Annotated in this window: 17 protein-coding genes and 2 pseudogenes; 7 read left to right on the top strand and 12 right to left on the bottom strand. The window is 31.5% G+C overall.

The window, feature by feature from the left end; genetic code table 11:
• Window positions 1-81: 81 nt before the first annotated feature.
• Window positions 82-1368: a UDP-N-acetylglucosamine 1-carboxyvinyltransferase gene (gene murA / locus LS73_RS03735; protein ID WP_034556655.1), complete on the bottom strand. Its 1287-nt coding sequence runs from the start codon at window positions 1366-1368 to the stop codon at window positions 82-84.
• Window positions 1369-1615: 247 nt separating this feature from the next.
• Here murA and LS73_RS03730 point away from each other — a divergent pair, with 247 nt between their 5' ends.
• The gene (locus LS73_RS03730) at window positions 1616-2278 is read left to right on the top strand and encodes a response regulator transcription factor (RefSeq protein WP_034556653.1); all 663 of its coding nucleotides are present in this window, start codon (window positions 1616-1618) and stop codon (window positions 2276-2278) included.
• A gap of 26 nt (window positions 2279-2304) precedes the next feature.
• Window positions 2305-3555, top strand: a complete 1251-nt coding sequence (locus LS73_RS03725) for a sensor histidine kinase (RefSeq protein WP_138069982.1) — start codon at window positions 2305-2307, stop codon at window positions 3553-3555.
• 214 nt (window positions 3556-3769) lie between these two features.
• On the opposite strand, the gene cmoA is transcribed toward LS73_RS03725, so the two are convergent.
• The 4 genes and pseudogenes from cmoA to smpB all read right to left on the bottom strand — a co-directional run bounded on the left by cmoA (window position 3770) and on the right by smpB (window position 6484).
• Entirely contained in the window at window positions 3770-4867 is a 1098-nt protein-coding gene (gene cmoA, locus LS73_RS03720) for a carboxy-S-adenosyl-L-methionine synthase CmoA (RefSeq protein ID WP_052089425.1), read from the bottom strand.
• Window positions 4868-4893: 26 nt separating this feature from the next.
• On the bottom strand, window positions 4894-5274 hold the full coding sequence (locus LS73_RS03715; protein ID WP_034556649.1) for an ExbD/TolR family protein: 381 nt from the start codon (window positions 5272-5274) through the stop codon (window positions 4894-4896).
• A gap of 289 nt (window positions 5275-5563) precedes the next feature.
• Window positions 5564-6004, bottom strand: a pseudogene (gene exbB / locus LS73_RS10180) (TonB-system energizer ExbB); the annotation flags it as partial.
• Between the two features lie 27 nt (window positions 6005-6031).
• Window positions 6032-6484 carry an SsrA-binding protein SmpB gene (smpB, locus tag LS73_RS03705; RefSeq protein WP_034556648.1) on the bottom strand — a complete coding sequence of 151 codons (453 nt, stop codon included), beginning with the start codon at window positions 6482-6484 and terminating at the stop codon, window positions 6032-6034.
• Between the two features lie 158 nt (window positions 6485-6642).
• Here smpB and nusA point away from each other — a divergent pair, with 158 nt between their 5' ends.
• On the top strand, window positions 6643-7890 hold the full coding sequence (gene nusA, locus LS73_RS03700) for a transcription termination factor NusA (RefSeq protein WP_034556647.1): 1248 nt from the start codon (window positions 6643-6645) through the stop codon (window positions 7888-7890).
• Window positions 7891-8102: 212 nt separating this feature from the next.
• On the opposite strand, the gene LS73_RS03695 is transcribed toward nusA, so the two are convergent.
• A complete protein-coding gene (locus LS73_RS03695) occupies window positions 8103-9164 on the bottom strand; it encodes a glycosyltransferase family 2 protein (RefSeq protein WP_034556644.1) in 1062 nt (353 codons plus the stop codon).
• A gap of 282 nt (window positions 9165-9446) precedes the next feature.
• Here LS73_RS03695 and LS73_RS03690 point away from each other — a divergent pair, with 282 nt between their 5' ends.
• Window positions 9447-10706, top strand: a complete 1260-nt coding sequence (locus LS73_RS03690; RefSeq protein WP_034556642.1) for a DUF2972 domain-containing protein — start codon at window positions 9447-9449, stop codon at window positions 10704-10706.
• A 206-nt stretch (window positions 10707-10912) separates the two neighbouring features.
• On the opposite strand, the gene LS73_RS03685 is transcribed toward LS73_RS03690, so the two are convergent.
• From LS73_RS03685 to LS73_RS03660, 6 genes are all read right to left on the bottom strand, one after another.
• Complete coding sequence (locus LS73_RS03685) at window positions 10913-11902, bottom strand: catalase (RefSeq protein ID WP_104692168.1); 990 nt, start codon at window positions 11900-11902, stop codon at window positions 10913-10915.
• A gap of 100 nt (window positions 11903-12002) precedes the next feature.
• Window positions 12003-13157: a dihydropteroate synthase gene (gene folP / locus LS73_RS03680; protein ID WP_034556640.1), complete on the bottom strand. Its 1155-nt coding sequence runs from the start codon at window positions 13155-13157 to the stop codon at window positions 12003-12005.
• 9 nt (window positions 13158-13166) lie between these two features.
• Window positions 13167-13835 (bottom strand): DNA polymerase III subunit delta', encoded by a 669-nt coding sequence (locus LS73_RS03675; RefSeq protein WP_052089424.1) that lies wholly within the window; start codon window positions 13833-13835, stop codon window positions 13167-13169.
• 63 nt (window positions 13836-13898) lie between these two features.
• Complete coding sequence (locus LS73_RS03670) at window positions 13899-14450, bottom strand: HobA family DNA replication regulator (protein WP_034556639.1); 552 nt, start codon at window positions 14448-14450, stop codon at window positions 13899-13901.
• A gap of 9 nt (window positions 14451-14459) precedes the next feature.
• Window positions 14460-15716, bottom strand: a complete 1257-nt coding sequence (locus LS73_RS03665) for an aspartate kinase (protein ID WP_034556637.1) — start codon at window positions 15714-15716, stop codon at window positions 14460-14462.
• The gene (locus tag LS73_RS03660) at window positions 15716-16195 is read right to left on the bottom strand and encodes an RNA pyrophosphohydrolase (protein ID WP_034556636.1); all 480 of its coding nucleotides are present in this window, start codon (window positions 16193-16195) and stop codon (window positions 15716-15718) included. The genes LS73_RS03665 and LS73_RS03660 overlap by 1 nt, the downstream gene beginning before the upstream one ends.
• A 210-nt stretch (window positions 16196-16405) precedes the next feature.
• Between LS73_RS03660 and LS73_RS03655 the strand changes: the two genes are divergently transcribed.
• From LS73_RS03655 to LS73_RS10510, 3 genes and pseudogenes are all read left to right on the top strand, one after another.
• Window positions 16406-17632, top strand: a complete 1227-nt coding sequence (locus tag LS73_RS03655) for a lytic transglycosylase domain-containing protein (protein WP_081955510.1) — start codon at window positions 16406-16408, stop codon at window positions 17630-17632.
• Window positions 17633-18002: 370 nt separating this feature from the next.
• Window positions 18003-18470 (top strand): annotated as a pseudogene (locus LS73_RS10175) (septal ring lytic transglycosylase RlpA family protein); the annotation flags it as partial.
• 246 nt (window positions 18471-18716) lie between these two features.
• The gene (locus LS73_RS10510; RefSeq protein ID WP_324737345.1) at window positions 18717-19754 is read left to right on the top strand and encodes an SPOR domain-containing protein; all 1038 of its coding nucleotides are present in this window, start codon (window positions 18717-18719) and stop codon (window positions 19752-19754) included.
• The last annotated feature ends 47 nt before the right edge of the window (window positions 19755-19801 follow it).

Raw genomic sequence — 19801 nt, 5'->3', positions numbered from 1 at the left:
GATTCTATACTATATAATTGAGTATTAATTGCTGAATATATTATAGTTATATACTGTATTTTATTCTGTTATAGTAGATATTTAATTTTTTAGCCTATTAATCTTTGCCCCAAGTCTTCCTAATTTGTCTTCTAGCTTCTCGTAGCCCCTATCTAGGTGATAGATTCTATGAATCCTGCTTACTCCCTTTGCTACAAGTGCTGCTAGTACCAATGCAGAAGATGCGCGTAAGTCAGTTGCCATGACATCTGCGCCAATAAGCTCACTTTTTCCTTTAATTTGTGCTAGATTACCATCAATGCTAATGTCAGCCCCAAGCCTTTGCAATTCACTAGCATGCATAAAACGATTTTCAAACAATGTTTCTTTTATGGAGCTAGAACCATTACATTGAGTGCTTAATGCCATGAATTGGGCTTGCATATCAGTTGGAAAGCCTGGATATTCTGTTGTTGTGATTCTAAATGCCTTTGGTAGCTTTTCTGTTGGGAATATTTCAATTGATTGTTGCTCGCAATCATTATGATAGGCAATTTGGAATCCTATCTCTTTTAGTTTCTCGCTTATGCTTTCTGTATGCTCAATATTAACATTTTTTACACATATATTAGAGTTAGTAATCGCTCCAATACATAGATATGTCCCAGCTTCAATTCTATCAGGTATTATTTTTATTGATTTGAAATTTAGTAACTCACCATTACTTCCTTCTATTTCTATCTCTGATGTGCCAATTCCATTTATGTTTATTCCAGAATCATGTAATGCTTTGCACACCTGTATTACTTCTGGCTCTTTTGCTGCATTTATTATTTTTGTTTTTCCTTTAGCTAGAGCAGCTGCCATGATAATATTGCTTGTGCCTGTAACAGTTATTTTGTCAAATACTATATCTTTGCCACTTAGTCCGTGTTTAGCATTGGCTATAATATATCCACCTTTTACCTCTATATCTGCACCCAATTTCTGAAGTGCTTTAATATGTAGATCTACAGGTCTAGCCCCAATAGCACAACCTCCAGGTAGACTTACTTCACAATGTCCAAATCTAGCAAGTAGTGGTCCTAGCACAAGTATTGAAGCGCGCATTTTTCTAACGATATCATATATAGCTTTAGTGCTATTTATATTAGAAGTGTTAATAGTGAGTAGTTTTGTATCATTAGCGATATTTGATACCTTAGCACCTAGCATATTTAACAATTTTGTAAATGTAACAATGTCTGCAACATTTGGTACATTTTGCAGATTTATATCATTTTTAGCTAATAATGAGAGGGCTAGTAATGGTAAAGTGGCATTTTTTGCCCCAGAAATTTCAACATCACCCTTTAATCTATACCCGCCTTCAATCTCTAAATAATCCATAATATTTATGTCCTTTTACATCGCTATTTAAGTTTCTTAAAATCCAATAGATTCTAGCATAAAGCAATTTAGGTTGACAATAATATCAAGATCATTTATTTTAATTTTGATAAAATAATTTTAATATTTTGGGTTTCCAATGTTACAATATAATTTATTATTTAGTATATTTATAAAAATAAGGTTTCGTTTTAAGAGTATGGAAATTAATGTTGTATAAACTATAAATATTTAGAGGTTATATATTTTGAGAAAGATTTTATTGATTGAAGATGATGTAGAATTGCAAAATCTACTTAGAACATATCTTAGTCAAGCTATGTTTGAGGTTGTATGCTTTACTTTTCCAAGTAAGGCTCTAAAAATGCTTGAAAAAGAAAATATTGATTTGATTGTCCTTGATTTATGTTTACCTGAAATGGATGGATTTGAAGTATGTCAAAAGATACGATCTATAACGCAATCCCCAATTATTATATCTTCAGGAAGAGTTGATATATGCAGCAAAATTAATGGGTTTGATAATGGTGCTGATGATTACATTGCAAAGCCCTATGAGCCAGCTGAATTGATTGCTAGGATTAATGCTTTATTACGTAGATTAAAACCCATAGAGATGGTCTTTGGTGGACTTAATATAGATGTGAAACGTAGAGCAGTGAAAATTCAAGGCACAATAATAGATTTGACTAATACAGAATTTGATATTCTTGTATTTCTAATTGAAAATCGTATGCAACCAATTAGTCGTGATAGAATAGCTAATGCTATAAACGCTATACATGAAGATGCCAAGCTTCGTAGTATAGATACTCATATTAGAAATTTACGAAATAAGCTTGGAGATTCTGCAAAGCAACCGAAATATATACAATCTGTTTGGGGTATTGGTTACAAGTTCTGCCTTTAGTATTAGTCGCTTAATAGAATTTTGAAATGAAACGATACAGTTATATAATTTGTATCAGCATAGCCGTATTTTTGCTGATTGTTTGGTTAATATATCTAGTAAATCGAGATAACTATTGTTTTGTTAAAACTCATGAAGAAATCTTATTTTTGGTTGATAGTATAATTCTTTTTATAGAACAAGGTAATGAGAATGAAATAGCAAAATTGCTTATGAAGAGCGGTTATTATCAAATAGGTGGCATGCCATTGAACGCGTCTATTTTAGAAAGCCATAGTTGGCATAATTTTGATTTGACTTTATTTAAAGTTGAGAATCTCAATGGCTTTTTGTTGGATATTGGCGATAGGGAAATTATAGCAATTACATATAGATATTATGGGTTTGGCTTTTATTTAGTATCTTTTTTATTTTTTTGTTCTTTATTTTTAATTTGTGTTATGTCATATTATCTTAATAAGTTCAGCGTTCAACATGATATATTGCATAGCACAATTCAGAATTTTGTTGGAAGTAATTTTGCCATTGACTCAAAGCTTGACAATTCAACTAAAGAAAAAATGAAGAAAATATCAATGCTAATTAGGAATCGAGAATTTATATTGCGTACAATTGGTCATGAAATTCGCGCTCCTATAACAAAAATGAAGCTCATAGTAGCTTTGTTATCTTCACAAAATTCACAATCTAAAGACAACATTAACTTATTGCGTAATTATTTAGGCGACTTGCATGTTATATCAGAAAATATGCTTAAACTTGAACGAACATTGAGCTTTGATGTAAAGCCAAATTATCAAAATTTTTCTAGTGATACATTGCTTATTGAAAGCTTAAATCGATTTGATGATGAAGAGGATAACATCTCACTAAAAAATAGTTCTAGTTTTAGTATCTACGGTGATTTACATATGCTAAGAATATCATTATGGAATCTGATACATAATGCACTTAAATATAGCATTAATAGGAGAGTTAGCATAGAGGTTATACAAAATCAAATCATAATATACAATATTGCAAATAGACTTCAGCATGATATTAATTATTATTTGCAGCCTTTTTCTAGAGACCCAAATTCCAATACAACAGGATATGGTTTAGGGCTTTATATTGTTTCAGAAATTTTGAGATTACATAATATTACTCTTTCATATCATTTTGAGCCTACTGGTTTTTGCGATGATACTTTTAATGTTTCATTATCGGAAGAAAATAGTAAAAGAAATATTGGTATCCATAAATTTAGTATCATTTTTGATTATCAACAAAATTAATTAATTTAGCCTTTTATTATATTACTTATCTAATTGGATATTTATATATGAAATAAACTATTTTATCTTTAAAATCAAATTTGTATTAATATTATAAATCCATATAAAGTGCAATTAACCTTTATATAATTGCACGGCTAAGTTTTTATATGCTTATACTTAAACTTTAAAATTGCTAAATAAATAGCTAAGGCTGGGTAAAATTCTACATATATTACTTTTTGGCTATAAATAAAGCAAAATTAACCCATTTAAATAGAATTTCAACTCGTTCAAAACCAGCTTGATTCAACATAGAGATGTTTTCTTCTATGCTATATGGCACAAGAATATTTTCTAATGCCTCTCTCTTTTTATAGATTTCTTTTTGCGTATAACCATTATTTGACTTATAATTATAATAGCAAGAAATCATTTGAGATTCTAGCTCCTTATCATTTGATATAACTTTCTCTGCGAAGATAAATATTCCTTCATTCTCTAGCTTGTCATATATATTTTTGATAAGCCTTAATCTCTGTGGTGGGCGAATGAATTGTAGTGTATAATGTGCAACTATTACACTGCATGGTTGAAAGCGATATTGCAGCAAGTCATAGCAAAAGAATTGTGCTCTCGAATTTAGAGCTTCTGCTTTAAGCCTTGAATGTGTCACCATGGCTTTTGAGTTATCTATTCCATATAAGCGGAACTTATGTTGTTTAATAGCTTTTAGAGCCTCATCAAGCTGCAATAAGAAATTTCCAGTTGAGCTTCCTAAGTCATAAATTGTGGTGATATTTGATGTATCTTTATAGTTTGTATAAGTAGTATATTTATTATTGTTTATATATGTGGATTCTATTAAGCTTGAATCTCTTGATTCTAAATCTTCTGAATTTATAAGTAAATGTGATAAATGTTGATTGATAAAATAAATAGATAATGATATAACTTCATAATAAAATGGTATTGAACGTTCCAACATATCATCAAATACACTTGCTACAGAGCTATTGAATTCAAATTTCTTGCTATGTTCACGTTTAAAAAAAATGTCCTTTTTCTGAATATTTTTAGATTTAGTATATTCTGTATATTGTTTTTGATTAACAACATCTTTGGGTATTTGCTGATTTTGCTTAATAAATGCAGTATTTTTAGGTGTTTTAATTATCTTTTTTTGTGTGACTTTTGATTGCTTGTTATTCTGATTCATATTTGTATTTGGTTTTGATGTGCCATAAGTTTTTTTGTTTATTCTAGATTTTGTTGTTATTCCTTTTTGCTTGTTTATTTTATTTGCAGAATCTTTTGCTTTGTTGTTTTGCATAGTATTCCTTTATATTATATAACCAATTAGTAATCTAATTCTACTTCAGTAAATACTTTGGTTAATCCTAAAAATTGTAATGCAGACATGATATCTATAAAATATTGCACGCTTGCGTCTTTGTCTGCTTTCAAAATAATATTAGTATCAATGTCAAGGCTTCTTAGATAGCTAAATAGGCTGGCTCTATCTACGGGTTGGGAATCAACATAAATATTCCCAGATTTATCAAGTGCTATGTTAACTTGCTTGATATCTGCTCTTACAGAAGAATCTTCGTCAATTTTTGGAATCTGTATTGGAAGTTGTGATGTAGTTGTAAATGATGCACTAACTAAAACTATGACTAGCAATACTAGCATGATATCAATAAATGGAACTAGATTAAGAGAATCTATCTTTTTCATCTTTATCCTTTATATATCATTAATTCTAAGTTTAGAGGTTGCATATTTATTATTGTAATTTATTCTGATTTGAGTTGTGTAAATCATCATTACTAGATTGTATTTCTTGATTTTTATCATAGTTTTTAGTTTGAATATCTCCTAAGTTATCATGAGTCTTTTGTAACCTTGCAGCCTTATGAATTCTAGATGAAATATCCTTATTTTTAACATATATATAGGCTGGAGGTTTTTTGTCTTTTGTTAACTGATTAATTGTTGTATCTTCGTTATAGTCAAGCCTTGGATTATGTTTTGTCTTTTCGTATGGGATCGTAAAAATATCCCAATTCGTTAGGATTACCTCTGTTTTTCTTAGCAATAGATTGTAAAATACAATACTAGGAATAGCGACCACTAATCCTAACGCAGTAGCTCTAAGTGCCATAGCAAGCCCAGACATAATGGTTTTTGTATCAATTATGTTATTTTCTCCAATGGTACTAAATGTAAGCATAATTCCAATTACTGTGCCAAGTAATCCTACATACGGAGCATTTGAGCCTATTGTGGCAATAAGTGTTAGTCGTTTGTGTAAGTCAAGCTCTAGCTCGCGTTTATCTTCATAATCATTTAGACGAATAATAGAGTAGAACCAAAGCCTTTCTATCCCAATGGCAATGACTAGTAAGCTCAAAAATACAAGGAATCCAAATATTCCATAGTCTATATAGATTCCATAATTTGTCATTTTTTCCATCATTCCACGCTCTCTATTCTATCTGTATTCTTTCAGGCTAGCTCTTGCCTCTTTATCTAGCTCTCTGCGTTTAATCGTAGCACGTTTATCATATTCCTTTTTACCTTTTGCAAGTGCTATTAGAATTTTTGCCTTGCCTTTTTTATTAAAATAAACTTGCAAGGGAATTATACTTAATCCCTTTTGACTTACTTGTCCTGCGAGTTTGTCTATTTGTTTTCTATGTAGCAGTAGCTTTCTAGCTCTTTTTTCATTAGGCTTGAAGTATGGATTTGTTTGCTTAGAAAAACTTATATGCATACCAAACACAAAACATTCTGCATTGATAATTCTCACAAAGCTTTCTTTAAGATTTATTCTACCATTTCTTAATGACTTCACTTCACTGCCCTGTAGAACAATACCAGATTCAATATGTTCTAATATAAAGTAGTCGTGATATGCTTTTTTATTACGTGTGATAATATTCATTATATTTCATTAGCCTTAAGTAATAACAAAATCTTATTATTCGATCCTAACCAAAAAAAACAATTTTTTAGCAAAGTAAAAATGTAATCGTTTAAACAATCATAAATTTTGTTATAATCAGCTTTTGTAAACACTTATTACTATCAAGGTTTTCGTTAATGGAAAAAATCTTAGACATAGTTGAGGCAATAGCTTCAGAAAATGATGTTCCCAAGGAAAGAGTCATAGAGGCTATTAGGGAGTCTATGATTAATATGGCAAAAAGAGAGATTGACGATTTGGCAAATTTTGCAGTCAATCAAGATGATGCCAACAGAGATTTACAGCTTGTTCAAAAGATGATTGTTTGCAGTGATGAGGAATTTAATGAGGATTTGGAATCTACCCATATTCCACTTAGTGAAGCAAAGAGTTTAGTAGATAGTGTAGATATTAATGACGAGCTCGAATATCAAATCAATCTTGAATCTATGAATAGAAATGTAGTTAATCAAATATTTTATGAAATTAGAGATGTTATTCAAAGAATAAATGAGGAGGAATTACTTAAAAAGATTGAAAAAGATTTGCATAAAATTGTCTTGGGTAATGTAATTTCAGTTGATAATGTTGGTAATACTTCTGTTGAAATAGGTGAGAATCGTGCCATCTTACCGCTCAAGAATCGAATCAAAGGCGAACAATTTCATCATGGTCAAACAATTCGAGCAATACTCAAATATATAGGGATTAATCGGAATGGAATGAGAATAGAGTTATCTAGGACTACTCCTAAATTCCTAGAAGAGTTGCTAAAATTGGAAGTCCCAGAAATAAAAGATGGTGATGTTCAGATTCATAAAATTGTAAGAATCCCAGGAGAGAAGGCAAAGGTAGCACTCTATACTAATAATCCAAAAATAGATCCAATAGGTTCTGCTGTTGGCACAAAGGGCGTTCGTATAAATGCTGTTAGCAAGGAGTTGCATGGAGAGAATATAGATTGCATAGAATACTCAAGTGTGCCAGAGGTTTTTGTTGCTAAATCACTTGCACCAGCGCAAGTAATATCTGTAAAGATTAATGCTAATTATTCAAATAATGAGCAAGCGCAAAGCCAGCTCCAATATAATGAAAAGCCCATTGCTGTTGTTCATATTCTTCATTCGCAAAAGTCTAAAGCCATTGGTAGGTCTGGGTTAAACATACGTCTAGCTAGTATGCTTACTGGATATGATATTGAATTAGTTGAGATTCCAGATAAGGAAAAAAATCAGTCTGAACAACATATGGAATCAAATGATATAAAGAGTCAGCTATCAGCACTATTACCACAAATGTCAGAGTCTAAGACAGAGGATAAAAAGCTAGATATAGAAGCTTTAAAATCTCTATTTAAAGATTCCAACACAAAAGATCAAAACTAGCAATTTGCTTTTATTCATCTTATTTAAATGTTTAGCATTTATATCTATTATTTTACATGTAGTTTATTGGTTAAAAATTTTACTCAATTTATAATGTTAAATTTACATTTTCAGTATAAGGATTTTTTAATTCTAAAATATTGATATATCTATTTTTTATCTCAACCATAATAAGCTAAGAATACTTGCTAAAAAATCACAATATATTGGATTTAGATCTTTTCTTTTATGTCGCACGAAATATTAGAATCTAGATTCCCACCTAAGCTTTCAAGTATATAATGTGGTCTTTGCTTTACTTGCTCATAAATCCTAGCGATATATTCACCAATTACTCCTAGTAATATTAGTTGCATACCGCCTATGAACGTGATAATGCAAATAAGGCTAGGGTAACCTGGAACTAGGTTTCCATATAGAATAGTCCAAATAAGACGATATATTCCGTATCCACCAGATATAATGCTCATTATAAAACCAAGTATAAATGCAATTCGTAATGGCATAGTGCTAAAGCTTATAATACCCTCTATTGCATATTTGAAAAGATTCCAGAAACTCCAGCTAGAGCTGTCCTTGAAATGTGGAATATATTCATATTCCAGGCATTTACTTCTAAATCCAACCCAAGCAAACATGGCTTTTGAGAATCTATGGTATTCTCTAAGCCTTAGAAGTGCCTGTATGACTTCTTTATCCATAAGACGAAAATCACGTACACCAGATTCTATTTTTACCTCTGATATATAGTTGGATATTTTATAAAATAGCTCACTGAATATTGCTCTGACTTTGCTCTCTCCGTTTCTATCACTACGTCTAGCATAAATAATTTTTATTTCTCTATTTGATTCAAGCCAAGTTTGAATCATTTGTGGAATAAGACTTGGCGGATCTTGCAAATCTGCATCAAGAAGTATTACTCCTTCACCTCTTGCCTGCTCCAATCCAGCAAGGATTCCAGCTTCTTTGCCAAAATTCCTAGAAAATGAGAAAATTCTAATTTCATATTGGCTATATTCTTCTTGTAGCTTTTGCAACATAAATAAAGTTCCATCTTTACTACCATCATTGATAAAGATTAGCTCATATAGTGGCTTTTTTTTATTATCATCATTATTTTGTTCTTCTCTAGCAAAATATTTGGATAATATCAATTTAGTCGAATCCATTGTTTTAGTAATCTCTTGCAAAAATCTTGGTAAAGAAACTTCTTCATTGTAACATGGCACAACGATAGAGATTCCAATCTTTGATTCATTTTTTTGTTGCATAGAATTTCCTACTGATTAAATCATACTAAGCAATTATACTATGGAATGCATATAATGTAAGGTTTGATTTAGAAAAATAAGCTGTAGTTAATATGCGTTTGTGATTTTGGATATGCTAACATTATTCTACATAATCAGCAAGGATATACATGGCAAAATCCACAAACTTGGCAAATAATAAAAGAAAAGGGATTATCACAGGCACTCATATATAAACTTGAGAAAAGAGGATTAATAAGCGCATATAAAAATCATGGCACTTTAGGACTAATTGTTTCTATAATGAATAGAAATAGAAATTGGTATTATTCATTTGATAATCCGACATGGAAGGAAAATCTTTGGGTTAAGCCGATTTGGACTCAATTCTATAAAATGCCGCAAAATTATTCTTATATCAATATAGGTTCACATGGTGTAGGCTATGCCGCTTGGCTTGAAATGTGCAAGGTTGCAAATTTATGTCCCATGGATTTAAGCTTATATCATAGGATAGACTTTGCAAGGCATTATGTACGAGTAGCAAAAGAGCAAAGTGGAATATTTGGTATAACGCTTGATAAGTCATATCAAGATTCCTTACGAAAAAAGATTCTTTCTAAATTACAAAGGAAGGTCCCTGTATTTTGTCTTGTTCGTGATCCTATATCTGTAATTAAAAGTTTTGGTAATGTGTTTTTCTTGCCATATCTAAGATACGGGGGGGGGGACACATTTAGTGTAACTCTAGATAAGAAAAATCGAGAAATAGAAAATTTGCAAGAAATAGAAAACTTAAAACTTCGTTGCATAAATGATGTATTTATTTTTTTGCTAGATTTGCATCCAGGTTGGACAAAAACCAGACCTCATCTGTGTTATACAAGTGCTCCTGAACAAGTTAAAAATGCGACTAAAGAACTTTATTACTTTGATATGCAAAGTATTGTAACTTCAAAACAATCCTTGCAAACATTTAGAAATATATGTGAGATTTTAAATCTACCCAAACCGCAAGATGAAAGTTTGTTTGATATATCCTTCTCTAAAGAATCTTTTCTATATTATGGCTTTCCGTTTAAGCATGTTGTTAGAGGGTTAGATATTCCAATTATCTATACTAATACATGGAATCTAGTCTCAGATTTCCTTGAAATGGGCAAAATTCGCATTGTGGATTCTATAATACGTAAGGATTTACCAATAGTTGAACAAGCCCAATACAGCAATGACTATATTATGTTGTTTGGAATTCAATCTAAATATAAAACACAATATTATCAGATATTAGAAGATGAGAATCTGATGAAAAATATTACCGACGCAGCACAAGAAGTTCACAATCAACTCGAAGTTAGTGATTTGCTTTGTAGGAAACATAGGATAGATGAACAATATGTCCTTGATTTCTTGAAGAAAGCCCCTAAATGGATTCAAAAATTGCAACATTTATTGCAATATGAAGTAAGTGGAGTGCTATCTAGGAGACCCGATATTGTTGCTAATTGGAAATATTATTTGGAATTTGAAGAAATGTGTAAAGTTTTAGATAAGTTGCAATAGGAGCGAATGTATAAATATATTGAATATATAGATAAATTCATTCTTTTGTTATTTTCTATATTATTAATTTAAACTAACAGGTGAAACATTTTTCTTTTATTCTAAATAGATATTTGCCAAGCTTAGGCTTGGAATATTAATACTTGAATTACAAGCAGATGTAAATTAAAGTATAATTGATTTAAATGTTATGTAATTAGTTAAAGTTATTGTCTTCTACCAAAAGTTATCGAATATATTTCGTTGCGCACTTCAAATAAAGGATCCTTTGGTTCTCCCATTCCATTTGGCAATACATTTGGCATAAACACATCACGGTTACAATCCATTCCATCGTATTTTGATACTTTTAGTGTGCCTGCTTCTATTTCTTTATGTTTACCACTCCAAAGTGCAGTTGTATCATCAATAATATCTTTTTCATTGGCATAGACGAATACTAACTTGTATTCAATGGGCTTACTAGCTACTTTGCTTTTAAAATCAGATTCTAAGAAGTTATCATCTTTTTTTGCTAGTTCATCTTTGCTTAGATATGATACACCAGAAACAGGTACAATCTTAAACCTAGCAGGCATTAGTTTATTTGTCTTAGTATCTTTTATGAAAAATGTATGAATACTGTAATAAGCGGTATTTGCTACGCTACCCGTGATTCCAATACCATCTAAATATTTTGCAAAATTACGATAAGATTCTACTTCTTGCGTCTTTTTCTTAATGTTTTCTGAGTCAACCTTTCCATTTTTTGGGACCCTCATAGCAAAGAAATTATAAAATTCTTCAGGATTTTTTGCAAAGTTAATTTCAGTGTTAATTGCTACAATTTCCCAACTATCGTTTTTACCCTCCATTTTCACAGCAAGTCCTCTTGGCTTTGATTTATCACTTGCCTTTGGATTTCCACCACCTAGTGAGTAGCGAACTTGAATTGGAATGTTCTTTTCTGCAAAAAGTGGAATATTAATTTTTTTTGTAATATTTTTTGCTGGAATAAATTCCCCTGTAGTGCAAAAGCCTTTTGTATGATTGATTTTTTTATGCGGATCTTTTGAATCTCCATTTAAAGCATAAAATACATCCGCTATTTTCTCTGCATCATATTCCTCATGCTTATGCATATCATGTGCTTTTAAAAGCGTGAGAGAGAATACTCCAGCTACCAAAATCTTACTAATCGAGCTAAGTTGCAACATTATCTTTCCTTTAATTAAAATTGCCTTACATTATACATTTTTTATATAAATTGTTTGAATGCTTTATTTAATTTGTTAATATTTTTGATATTTAAAGAGCCTATATCATATCAATATCATTTGTTTTAAATGCTTGAAATATTTTCAACATATTTTTATGCGCAACCAAGTCATGTACCCGTAATATATTTGCACCATTTTGTAGGGCAAAAAAATGCGCTAAAAGAGTAGATTCTAATTGATATATATCCTCGCTATTGAGAATCTTACGCAGAAAACTTTTATGACTAGCTCCAATTAATAGCGGTTTACTAAAGTGTTTAAAATGCATAAGCTTGGAGATTAGGGCGGTGCTTTGTAAATGGTCTTTTGCAAAACCAATGCCTACATCAATAATAATTTTACGACAATTATGACTATGCAACAATAATAACTTTTCTTGGAAAAAGGCATCAATTTGTGCTATTAGATTGTCATAATGGCAGAGATTTTGCATAGTTTGCGATGTGCCCCTAGTATGAGTGAGTATATAAATTGCGTGCGAATTATTCTTTAGCACATCTAGCATATTTTCAGGTTTCCCGCTTACATCATTAATTATGTTAAAGCCAGAATCTAGAGCAGTTTGTGCTACTTCGCTATTATATGTATCAATACTAAGATGAACTCGGTTTGAAATATTTTTTACTTCGTTAAAGATGCCTTTAAGCCTTTCTAACTCAATGTTAGCTGGAATTATCTTTGCATTGGGTCTTGTACTAACTGCCCCAATATCAATAATATCTGCTCCCAATTCTATGTGTTCATATATTTTCATAATTGCTTTATCTAGACTATATTCCTTATAAAAGCTATCTGAATTCACGTTAATAATACTCATTATTTTATAGCCAAAAAAGTCTTGCATATCGCTTTCTTGTCTTTGGTGCAAAAAAGTATGAAGATTTTTTGCTAGTGTTTTTAATCCAAATGGTTGCATAGATAGCTTCGATATAAGCAGTTTTAATGACTTTGGTGTCCCTAATAGCAAACAGTTATAATTTTTTTCCTTGCCTAGTATTGCATTTTTTGGTGTTACTAACTCTGCATTTAGACTTAGAGCATTTTGCTTTAGAATCTGAACTGCTTCGTATCTCAAATCATATATTTTAAAGCCTAGAATCTGTGATTTGTCTTTCATAATTGTATATCCAGTCAAATCTGGTTGCAATGATTGCATTTCTATGTTTAAATTTTTTACTCGTTCAATTTGCATAGTAAGCTCTTATGGATTTTGTATCAATGAAAGTAGGAGCGGAAGTAATACTAAATGCACACTTTGCTTATTATGTAGGGATTCCATGGCTTTATCAAAACGTAGCAACTGTTTTTGATTTAATGGCTTAGATTCTATTGATAATGCCTGCAAAATAGATCCAACAATTTCTCTACCTCGTTCACTTGAATAGTTATTTTTTTCAATATCCTTGATGTATTCATAAATTGTTGGAATATTTAGCTTTGCAATATTTAGTGAAAAAGGCTCTTTTTGGATTTTTGCTCTCTTATCAAATGCAACTAAACGCGAAAATATAGTAGGTAGAAGCTTATTTCTTGCATTGGCATATAATATAAAAATAGTATGAATTGGTGGCTCTTCTAAAATTTTTAACAAAGCATTTTGCGCGAAATGGTTGTATGAAAAAGCAAAAATAGCCAATATTTTTGTTTGAGCACTAGTTATGTAGGCTTCTTTGATAACACTATGAGCAATATCTATTTTTAGTTCTTGAGTCTCAAATATTCTTAGAAAATCGGGTTGTATTGCATTTTTCAAAATATTTTTTTCATATTCGAAATCATGGGTTAGAATTATATGAGATTTTGCTAGATATATTTTAGATTTAGAATTAGCTTTTAAGTTTATTTTCTGAATTGAGCTTAAAGAATCCATATCCATTACCTAATTACCAATTAATATTCCTATTCTAGTTTCTTTAATGTTTGGCTGCTTTGTTTACTCAATGTTAATCTCAAATTCACCACATATACCAGCAAAAAGAGCACTCTCAAATATTCGGAAAGCTTGCAAAAGCTTAAAATCCAAATGTTTATCTTTAGAATCTAGAACAAAAGAATGCTCTAATGGCTCATCAAATATCCACAGAAATGAATCTCTTATATCTAATGCAAATTGCGCTATTGCATTATCGCATTTGCCTATATACCAAAAAGCATAACGTGGATATGACATATCTAGCATATCTCGGACTGCTTGATTGTCATTGGTATGCAAAAGCTTAATTAGTGAAGAATCAAGCGCATATATAGGGACAAATGGTCTTTGAATGTCAATATTATTTATGGTATTCATGATATAGTATTGTAGCCATTCGCGTTCATGATCTACACATAATAAAAATGTTCCACCATTGACAATAAATGAGACAGCTTGCATAACTAGAGGAGTCCAATGCAGCCTTTGAAACTCTAGCCATTGTAATGGGCAGTTAAGAGTTGTAGCATTGTCTCGTAAAGTCTGTAACATCCACTCATTGATATGTCCCACATTGACCCCTTATTGATCAAGCTTATAAGCAGCATGCAGCACTCTAACGCTTAGTTCAGCATATTTTAAGTCAATTAGCATAGATATTTTAATTTCGCTTGTGCTTATCATGCGAATGTTGATATTATCTTTTGCAAGGACTTGAAATGCTTTAGCTGCTACACCACTGTGGCTTTTCATTCCCACTCCTACAATAGACACAATAGCTACCTCATTATCATAGTCAATCAAATCTGCATAAGAATCAAATTCATTCAGTGTATTTTTTGCCTTTTCTAGTTCATTTTTAGGCACTGTAAAGTCAAGATTGGTTTTAGAATCTCTACCAATGGTTTGGACTATCATATCTACATTTATATTTGCTTTTGAGAGTTTGCCAAATAGTTCTGCAGCAATACCGGGTCTATCCTGAATGCTTATCAAACTCACTCTTGCTTGGTTTTTATCTAATGCTATACCGCTTACAATAGGCTTTTCCATAATATTCTCCTCTGTGGTGATTAACGTTCCAGAATCATCGCTAAAGCTACTTCTTGCATAAATTGGCACATTTAATTTCTTGGCAAGCTCTACAGAGCGAGTAAGCAAAACTTTTGCTCCCATGCTAGCTAACTCTAGCATCTCATCGTAGCTTATTCTATCTATCTTCTTAGCCTTAGATTCTATACGCGGATCAGTTGTGTATACGCCATCAACATCACTATAAATTTCACATACATTAGCCTTTAGTGCGCCAGCTAAGGCTACAGCAGACAAGTCGCTACCGCCTCTCCCAAGAGTGGTAATTTCACCGCTATTACTTAATCCTTGAAATCCAGTTACAACAACTATATATCCATCATCTAGTAATTTGTAAATGTTGGTTGTATCAATGTATTGAATTCTAGCCTTAGTGTGGTTTGAATCAGTAAAGATTCCTGCTTGTCTTCCATTTAGAGCTATGGATTTTAGCCCTTTAGCATTTAAGGCTATACTAAGTAAAGCAGCACTCATTTGCTCACCACTGCTTAAAGCCATATCCAAATCTCGTTCATTTGGTGTTGAAGTAAAGAATCCTGCATGTTCTAAAATACCGTCTGTTACACCACTCATAGCCGAAACGACAACAACTAATTTGTTATTTCTATTTACGTTGTCTTTATCTTTTACATATTGCTTATGAGACTTATAAGAAGCGTATAATGATAGAGACACTCTATTTGCTACATTTTGAATCCTTTCGCTACTGCCCATGCTAGTGCCGCCATATTTTTGAACAATTAGCATTAAATATATCCTTCTTTCTTAAAATATTGCAATGCTTTTATATAGGCATGCTTTTTAAAATGTGTAGTTCTTTTCATAAGAGTATCAAAATCCACAAATTCATAACGCGCAAATTCTGGATTTTTGGTTTGTATGTTGATCACAGAATCACTTTTTAGCTTTACTAGGAAGTATCTTTGTATTTGCCCATCAAAAGGCCGCATTTTCTTTGCTATTGTTGGAGGAAAGTCGTATTTTAGCCAATCAGGATACTCAGCTATTATTTCTACTTCACTTGTGCCTATTTCTTCTTCTAGCTCTCTATATAAAGTTTGCTTTGGACTCTCCCCAGAGTCAATTCCACCTTGAGGAAATTGCCATACATTTTTTAAGTCAAATCTCTCTGCAATGAAGAATTCACATATATTAGGATAGTTTGCAGATAGCAATACAGCCGCTACATTTGGTCTGTAATTTTTTATTGGTTTTTGTGTATCCATAGTTGATTATACCTTTGAAGCTTCTTTGATATTTGTAATGATAACATTTTCAGTTTTAATTATTGGAAATATTTACATGTGATTCGTATAGATATTGTAGAATCTAAAAGTTTTTGTTTAAATGGAATCATTTTTGCATAATAGATTCGTCTTAAGAGCATTGTAAATCAAAGCTCAAGAACTTGATATTACTAAGGAAATTTTGTGTCAATGACAGATAAAACAAAGCTATTTTTTAGAAATACTAGTAAGCTTTTGCTATGTTGCTATGCAATTTTGAATTACGTTTATGCAAATAATGAGGAAATAGGGTTTGATTCATATGAATATAGCATGAATGCAAACTTTCAGACACATTTATTTAATCGTTCCAATGAGCGGACGATTAATGCACTAGGAATCCCAACTGAATATATGATAGCTCTTGAGAAAGAAGATAGGTTAATTGCTGTTGATACAAATAGATGGAAGTATTTAACACAGCAATTTGATAAGGGCTATGAGTTTATTCCAATATTGCGAAAAATGCTTTTTGATTCTAATGTGCCTCAAGAATTCCTTTTTCTAGCTATGGCAGAATCTGAGTTTCAATCAAGGGCATTAAGTTCTAAAAAAGCCGCTGGAATATGGCAATTAATGCCAGCTACAGCAAGGGAATTGGGTCTTCAAATTGATGAATATATAGACGAGAGACAAGATCCAATAAAAAGCACAGAAGCAGCTATTAAATATTTGCAATATCTACATAGAGCTACAGGTAAATGGTATCTTGCTGCAATGGCTTATAATTGTGGTTTAGGCAGGCTCAATAGAGCTATAGCACAAGCAGGAGATGATAGTATAGAGACATTGTTAGATGAAAATGGGCAATATTTGCCGCTTGAAACTCGCAACTATTTGCGCAAGATTATGTCAATGTCGTTAGCTTTCTCAAATGCTCATTATCTAAAAACAAATGATAAGGAATATATGTTAAATAGAGGAGCAGCTGATTCTCTTGTTGTTGTAAATGTAAAAGGAGGTAACTCTTTAGCCAATATAGCTAAAGGTGCAAATATGAGTTTAGAATCATTTAAGAACTATAATCGCCATTTTCAATATAATTTTGTTCCATTTGGACGTGATGAGTATCAAGTATATATTCCATATGAAAAGCTTAGCTATTTTAGGCAGAATTTCAGGAATTCAATAGATGTTAGTTCACATTTCTTTTCTTATAAGGTAAAAAAAGGCGATACGCTTTTTACTATAGCTCGTAATAATGGCTTAAGTGTGTCAAAGATAAAAGAAATAAATACTCTAAAGTCTGATATGCTATCTATAAATCAAAAGTTGCTTTTACCAATAAATCCTAAATCACTAGGATCGGTAAAGAGTAATGCAAAGTCAGTAAAAGCTGTAAATACAAAAAATGTAAATAAAAAAACAAGTAGTTAATACTTAATAGATTAACTTAAGAGGAGATATATTGCGACATATGTTTAATGTTGGATTGGTTTGTATTGTGTTGATTGGTTGCGCTTCTGATAGTAGATATGTTGGTGGTGCCGGTAGTTTCAATGGGTATGAATCTTTAAGTTCTTATAATAATGATGTTAAATATTCTTCAAATACACGAAATAATAATTCTAATTCTGATAGTAACATAGGAAGTAACTCTAGCGCAAAGAATAAACAGTCTAATAATAAAAAATCTTCCACGGTCAATAATTCCAATTCTACTAACAAAAATTCATATAAAGAAGAGGGTAAGACGTCTTTTACTCCACCTGTTTCTGGTAGTGGACACTTCAAGCCTACAAAGTCTCTCTTAGGTGGCATGCGAGATAGTGAGGCTATACAAAGAGCTACCATGAAGCCATATACAATACGTGGAAAAACATATAGACCACATCCTGTAAAGGTAGGAGATACTTTTGATGGCATTGCTAGCTGGTATGGTCCAGATTTCCATGCCAGATCAACATCAAATGGTGAAACATATAACATGCATGCTCACACCGCAGCACATAAAACTCTCCCCATGAATACAATTGTAAGTGTATTTAACAAAGATAATGGGAAAAGCACAGTTGTGAGAATTAACGATAGAGGTCCATTTGTGGAAGGGCGCATCATAGATTTATCAAATGTTGCCGCTAGAGATATTCAAATGGTTGGTAAGGGGATTGCCAATGTTAGAATTGAGGTTATTGGATTTGGTGGAGATTTGAAAAATAATAACCCAAAAGCAAACATAAAGCAAGATGCTGCTCCAGCTAGTAAAACCAAGACAAAAGATTCTAAAACTAGTGCTACAAACACAAATGGGGATATTATTAATAAAAATCAAGATGAACAGCTAATTATAAATGAAAAACAAGAAGAACCTATTGATAGGGAGCTTTATGCCAATAATGAATTAAGAGACAGTAATGAGGAAGTAGAAATTCCCAAATCGACAAATAATAATTATGACGATAGAGCGAGTAAGCAAGCACAAATTGGGATAGCACAAGATAGTGATAGCAAAAAGACCACTATGCTAAACTCACCACAGAACACACAAGAGTATATTAATCAAGTACCACAAAAAAAGCCCGGTGTATCCCCAATAGATGGGTTAGCAATAGAAGAGTCTATAGATGAAATTAACGTAATAGAGGATACATTAGATGATCATGTTATGTCTGTGGTTTTGCCAAATCAAAATTCACTCATAGTTAAAAGCACAAATATAGCTCCAGATAATCAATCTACGAGTAAAAATGATTTTGTTAAAGGTGAGAATGTAAATGAGAAAAATATCAGTTCAAATGATTCAAATGCAAAAATACAGAACGAAAAAATAGATATAAACAAAAATGATTCTATTGATAATAAATCTATAGCGGATAATAGTCTTAATATAAATAATGAAGAAAAATCACAAGATGTTAAAGATCAAGATTCCTTTAATCCAGTCATGTCTGATATTAACGATACCATTCAGAAATTAAAAGATTCTACCAATCAACTCCAAGCTCAACAAAACCAAGTGCAAGACCAGAAGGAAAACCAGGAAAAATTAGCACAAATAGATTCAGATGTAGAAGCTATAAATAAATCAAATTCCAACAATATGGTTTCAAATCAAGAAAAGCAAAATACTCAAGATGATGTTATTGCAAATCAAAAACTTACACAAGCTACGCAACAAGATACAAATAGTATAAGAGAGATTCCAGAATTTCCAGATATTCAAAATAATCATGAATCTAAAACTAACAAGACTAATCAAAAAGAAAAATCTAGCCAAATTCAAGTTAAACAAAATAATGATGAAAAAGTTTCAAATCATATTTTTAAAGCAAAAAAAGGTAGTCATATGATATCTCTAAATGTATTTAGTCAAGAAGATAGAGCAAAGCGATTTAAGGAGCAAATGGGTGCAAAATTTGGAGATATTCCATATAATATTGATGTTATTATGACTGATAAAGGATTATTTCGAGTTGCACTTAGAGGTTTTAAAAATAGTTCTGAAGCAAAGGAATTTCTCAGTCAGAACCAAATAGCGGGACATGTTGTAGCCGAATAGGCTTTGCTGTCTATATAAATGTAACTTAAAGATTAGATGATTTAATG

This window comes from Helicobacter muridarum (genome assembly GCF_000765805.2).
GTDB lineage: Bacteria > Campylobacterota > Campylobacteria > Campylobacterales > Helicobacteraceae > Helicobacter_A > Helicobacter_A muridarum.
Note: the sequence above shows the minus strand (reverse complement) of the source record. Positions and strands in the feature narration are given on the sequence as shown.